The following is a 4,305-nucleotide window of genomic DNA, read 5'->3' as shown; positions in this document are numbered from 1 at the left end:
ACCTCGCCAAAAACCTTGTTGACGATCCGGACGCTGTAAACGTTGTAGAGCGTGAGGAAGACAATGCCGAGGGTCTGGAGTTACGCGTTGCGCCGGATGATATGGGCAAGGTCATTGGCAAGCAGGGCAGGATCGCTAAGGCGATCCGTACTGTTGTGAAGGCAGCGACATCGAAAGCGTCAAAAAAGTATATTGTTGAGATCATATGACGGAATTTTTTGAACTGGGGCGGATATCAAAGCCACAGGGGATCAAGGGTGAAATCAAATTCGATGCATATACGGACGACCTGTCCCGTTTTTCGTATCTCGAGCAGGTGTATTTTTTGCGTGAGGACGGAAGCTATGAAGCTGTTCAGGTGCTGTCCGCAAGGGTAGACGCGCGTTATGCGTACTTAAAGCTTGCGGGATATGACGACCGTAACGCAGCGGAGGCTTTGCGTGGCGTTATGGTGTACATTGACAGGGAGCATGCTGCACAGCTGCCGCAGGGAGCGCATTATGTGCGGGACCTGATCGGGCTTGATGTGGTGACGCAAACGGGAGATGTGGTCGGGAAGCTTTCGGATATCATGCAAAACGGCGCTGCCGATGTGTATGTGGTAAAAACGCAGACGCAGGGAAACTGTATGTTTCCGTCGATCCCCGGTGTGGTGCTTGAAAAGGATATCCCCGGCGGAAAAATCATAGTGGATGAAGAACGCCTGCGTGAGGTTTCGATCTATGACGACATTTAATTGCCTCACGATTTTCCCGGAGATGTTTTCCGGCTTTACAGGAACAAGCCTGTGTGAAAAAGCAATCGTGAAACAATTGATTGCGGTCAATACCGTTAACTTTCGTGATTACACACAGGACAAGCATAACCGTGTGGACGATTATCCGTTTGGTGGAGGTGCGGGCATGCTGTTTATGCCGCAGCCGCTTTTTGACAGCTTTGATATGCTGGCAGAAAAATATTCGGATCGAAAGAGTCGCAATATCTATATGTCGCCTGCAGGCAAAAAGCTTACGCAGGAAACAGCGGAGCAGCTTGCGGAATATGACGTCCTAAACATTCTATGCGGGCATTATGAGGGTGTTGACCAGCGCGTGCTCGATCATTGTATCGACGAGGAAATCTCTATCGGGGATTATGTGCTGACAGGCGGGGAGCTTCCTGCTATGGTGCTGATGGATTGCGTGATGCGCTATGTCCCGGGGGTGCTTTCCAACGACGAATCGGTAAGTGAAGAAAGCTTTAGCGGGAACCTGCTCGAATATCCGCAATATACGCGTCCGTCCTCTTTTCGCGGCATGGACGTACCGGAGGTGCTGCTTTCGGGGCATCATAAAAACATTGCAGCATGGCAAAGGGAACAGGCGTTACTGAAGACGCTGCGGGAACGACCGGACTTGCTTGAGCAGGCCGAGCTTAGCGACAGTGACAGGGTTTTTCTCGATCAATTGAAAAATCAATCTTGATTATTTGATCAGGTTGTGGTAAACTTTTAATGTTTTTTGAATTAGGATGGTCCGCTGCCCGAATATGCGGGTAAGAACGTCTGTAGGGGAAGGAGGCTTTTGAAAAATGAATGATATTATCAAAGCAGTAGAAGCAGAACAGCTGAAAAGTGATGTGCCGGCGTTAAGAATCGGCGATACAGTCAAAGTATACGTGAAAGTTGTCGAGGGTCAGAGAGAAAGATTACAGGCTTTTGAGGGATACCTGATCGCGCAGAAGGGCGGCGGGCTTTCCGAGACGATCACGGTGCGCCGTTTGTCTTATGGCATTGGCGTAGAGAGAACATTCCCGATCCATTCACCCCGTGTGGACAAGATCGAGGTGCTGCGTCACGGACAGGTGCGTAGGGCAAAGCTATTTTATCTGCGTGACAGAGTGGGTAAGGCCGCTAAGATCAGAGAGAAATAAGCAAAGCAGGACGGGGGCTTAAATCATTTAAGCCCTTGTTTTTTTATCCGGAGGAGACGAAAATGGATATTCAATGGTATCCCGGGCATATGACCAAGGCCCGCAGACAATTGAAGGATAAGCTGAAGATGATCGACATGGTCATCGAGGTGCTGGACGCGCGTGCGCCCAAGAGTTCGCTGAACCCGGATTTTGACGATATGTTTTCACAGAAGACGCGTTTTTACATCCTCAATAAGGCTGATCTTGCGGATGAAAACATCACAAAAAACTGGATCGCTTTTTTTGAAAAACAGGGGATCAGGGCGGTCGCTTTTTCAGCAACCAAGGGCAATACGCAGCAGCTCAAGAAGAGCATACTGGATTGCGCGCAGGATATCCTGAAAAAGTACAAGGACAGGGGCATGAACAAAACGCTACGCTGTATGGTGGCGGGCATCCCCAATGTAGGGAAATCTGCGATTTTGAACCGTTTGTCCGGCGGTAAGAAAATGCTTGAGGGAAACAAGCCGGGTGTAACGCGATCCTTGCAGTGGGCAAAGGTCGACGATTATCTGGAGATCATGGATACGCCGGGGCTACTATGGCCCAAATTCAAGGATGAGGACACAGGCGCGGTCGTCGCTTTGATCGGCAGCGTTAAGCTTGACATACTGGATGAAGAAGCGCTTGCTTTTCATTTGATCTCCCTGCTCAAGGTTTCCGCACCGAAAATGTTGACCGAACGGTATAAGCTGGAAGACCTGGATAAGGATTCTTATGAAATACTTTGCGATATCTGTAAATCGCGCGGCTTTTTATTAAAGGGCGGCGTTTTTGATACGGAGCGCGGCGCCAAGACGCTGCTGGACGAATTTAAAAACGGTAAAATGGGCAGGATATCTTTGGAAAAACCGGAGCGTGCTTAAGTGGGAAAGCGCGAAGAAAAACAACAGGAAAAGCTCGCTGATATGACCGAGTATGAGAAGCTGCATTGGGCGCAGGGACAATACCTGATCGCGGGGATCGATGAGGTGGGGCGCGGCCCACTGGCAGGGCCGGTTGTCGCTGCTTGCGTGATCATGCCTAAGGATGATTTGATCCTTGGGATCGACGATTCGAAAAAAATATCGGAAAAGCGCAGGGAAGCGCTGTATGAATTGATCGTGGAAAAAGCGGTTGATTATTCCGTAAGTGTGATAGATAATAATATAATAGATGAAATCAATATTTTGAACGCGGCGAGGATGGCGTTTGAAAACGCGCTTAACGGCCTGCATGTGCGTCCGGAGCACGTATATACGGATGCGATGACGCTCAATACGGAGATTCCGTATACGTCGCTTATCAAAGGCGACGCAAAGGTCTATACTATTGCCGCTGCGTCTATTTTGGCTAAGGTGACACGCGACAACATGATGCGCGAATATGATGCGCAATATCCGCAATACGGATTTGCAAGGCATAAAGGATATGGCACGCAGGCGCACTATGACGCGATCCGCGAGCATGGCATATTGGAGATTCACCGGAAGACCTTTTTGAAGAAAATATTGGGGGAATGATGGATCGGCAGGCGATCGGCAAAGCAGGGGAAGACTTCACCTGTGATTATTTGAAAAAGTGTGGCATGAAGATATTGGCGCGCAACTATCGTGCGAAGAAAGGCGAGATCGACGTGATCGCGCGCGATGGGAGTACGATCGTTTTTGTTGAGGTGAAGACGCGTTCGTCGAGTGCTTATGGAACGGCGGGAGAAGCTGTGACATACAGAAAACAGCAGATGGTCGCGCGGACGGCACAATGGTACATTATGCAAAATCATATAAAGGAGTCAGATTTCCGTTTTGACGTGGCGGAGGTTTCCGCAAGCGGGCCAGAACTTACCATGAATTATTTAAGGAATGCATTTGGCGTCTGAACGGAGTAAAGCAGCATGGAAGAACAATTGAAAACACAAAATGAATTCATCGTCTGGTTCACCGTTTTAGGTGTTATCTTTTTGATGCTGATGGTATATTTGTACCAGGCAAAAAAACAGTCGAATCCTTTTAAAAAGCAACTTTCCTCGGTGAGCGCCTTTGTACTATTCGCGGCGGTCGCCTTTTTGATACGCATTGCCATTGCATACTCCCTTCCGGGGTATATGACGGATATGGACTGCTTTAAGGCATGGGCCAATTATTCCTATGAGGGCGGGTTTGCCAATTTCTATACCAGTGATTTTTTTGCGGATTATCCGCCGCTCTATGTGTACGGCCTTTCTTTTATCGGCTTTTTGCGGGATGCGTTTTCTGTGGATATCAATTCGCAGATGTTTTCCATGATGATACGCCTGCCGGCGATGATCTGCGATATTGTTGCGGCTTACGCTGTTTACCGGATCGCGCGTAAAAAATTTGGAAACAGCATGGC

The 4,305-nt window shown here is 48.8% G+C and carries 7 protein-coding genes and 1 pseudogene; all 8 read left to right on the top strand.

Annotated elements, in window-relative coordinates; all coding sequences use genetic code 11:
* The coding region (locus VB081_RS06250) for a KH domain-containing protein (RefSeq protein ID WP_323399970.1) at positions 1-209 on the top strand (209 nt) is incomplete at its 5' end.
* Positions 206-736: a ribosome maturation factor RimM gene (gene rimM / locus VB081_RS06245; protein ID WP_323399969.1), complete on the top strand. Its 531-nt coding sequence runs from the start codon at positions 206-208 to the stop codon at positions 734-736. The genes VB081_RS06250 and rimM, both read left to right, overlap by 4 nt.
* Positions 723-1,463, top strand: coding sequence for a tRNA (guanosine(37)-N1)-methyltransferase TrmD (trmD, locus tag VB081_RS06240; protein ID WP_323399968.1), 741 nt, complete (start codon positions 723-725; stop codon positions 1,461-1,463). The genes rimM and trmD overlap by 14 nt, the downstream gene beginning before the upstream one ends.
* A gap of 106 nt (positions 1,464-1,569) precedes the next feature.
* A complete protein-coding gene (rplS, locus tag VB081_RS06235) occupies positions 1,570-1,911 on the top strand; it encodes a 50S ribosomal protein L19 (RefSeq protein WP_323399967.1) in 342 nt (113 codons plus the stop codon).
* A gap of 62 nt (positions 1,912-1,973) precedes the next feature.
* Positions 1,974-2,819: a ribosome biogenesis GTPase YlqF gene (gene ylqF / locus VB081_RS06230; RefSeq protein WP_323399966.1), complete on the top strand. Its 846-nt coding sequence runs from the start codon at positions 1,974-1,976 to the stop codon at positions 2,817-2,819.
* Complete coding sequence (locus tag VB081_RS06225; protein ID WP_323399965.1) at positions 2,820-3,455, top strand: ribonuclease HII; 636 nt, start codon at positions 2,820-2,822, stop codon at positions 3,453-3,455. It begins immediately after the preceding gene.
* The gene (locus VB081_RS06220; RefSeq protein WP_323399964.1) at positions 3,452-3,811 is read left to right on the top strand and encodes a YraN family protein; all 360 of its coding nucleotides are present in this window, start codon (positions 3,452-3,454) and stop codon (positions 3,809-3,811) included. The genes VB081_RS06225 and VB081_RS06220 overlap by 4 nt, the downstream gene beginning before the upstream one ends.
* 15 nt (positions 3,812-3,826) lie before the next feature.
* Positions 3,827-4,305: pseudogene (locus VB081_RS06215) on the top strand (hypothetical protein); the annotation flags it as partial.

The organism is Christensenella sp. (assembly GCF_034927525.1).
Lineage (GTDB): Bacteria > Bacillota > Clostridia > Christensenellales > Christensenellaceae > Christensenella.
This window is presented reverse-complemented; position numbering and strand designations above follow the sequence as displayed.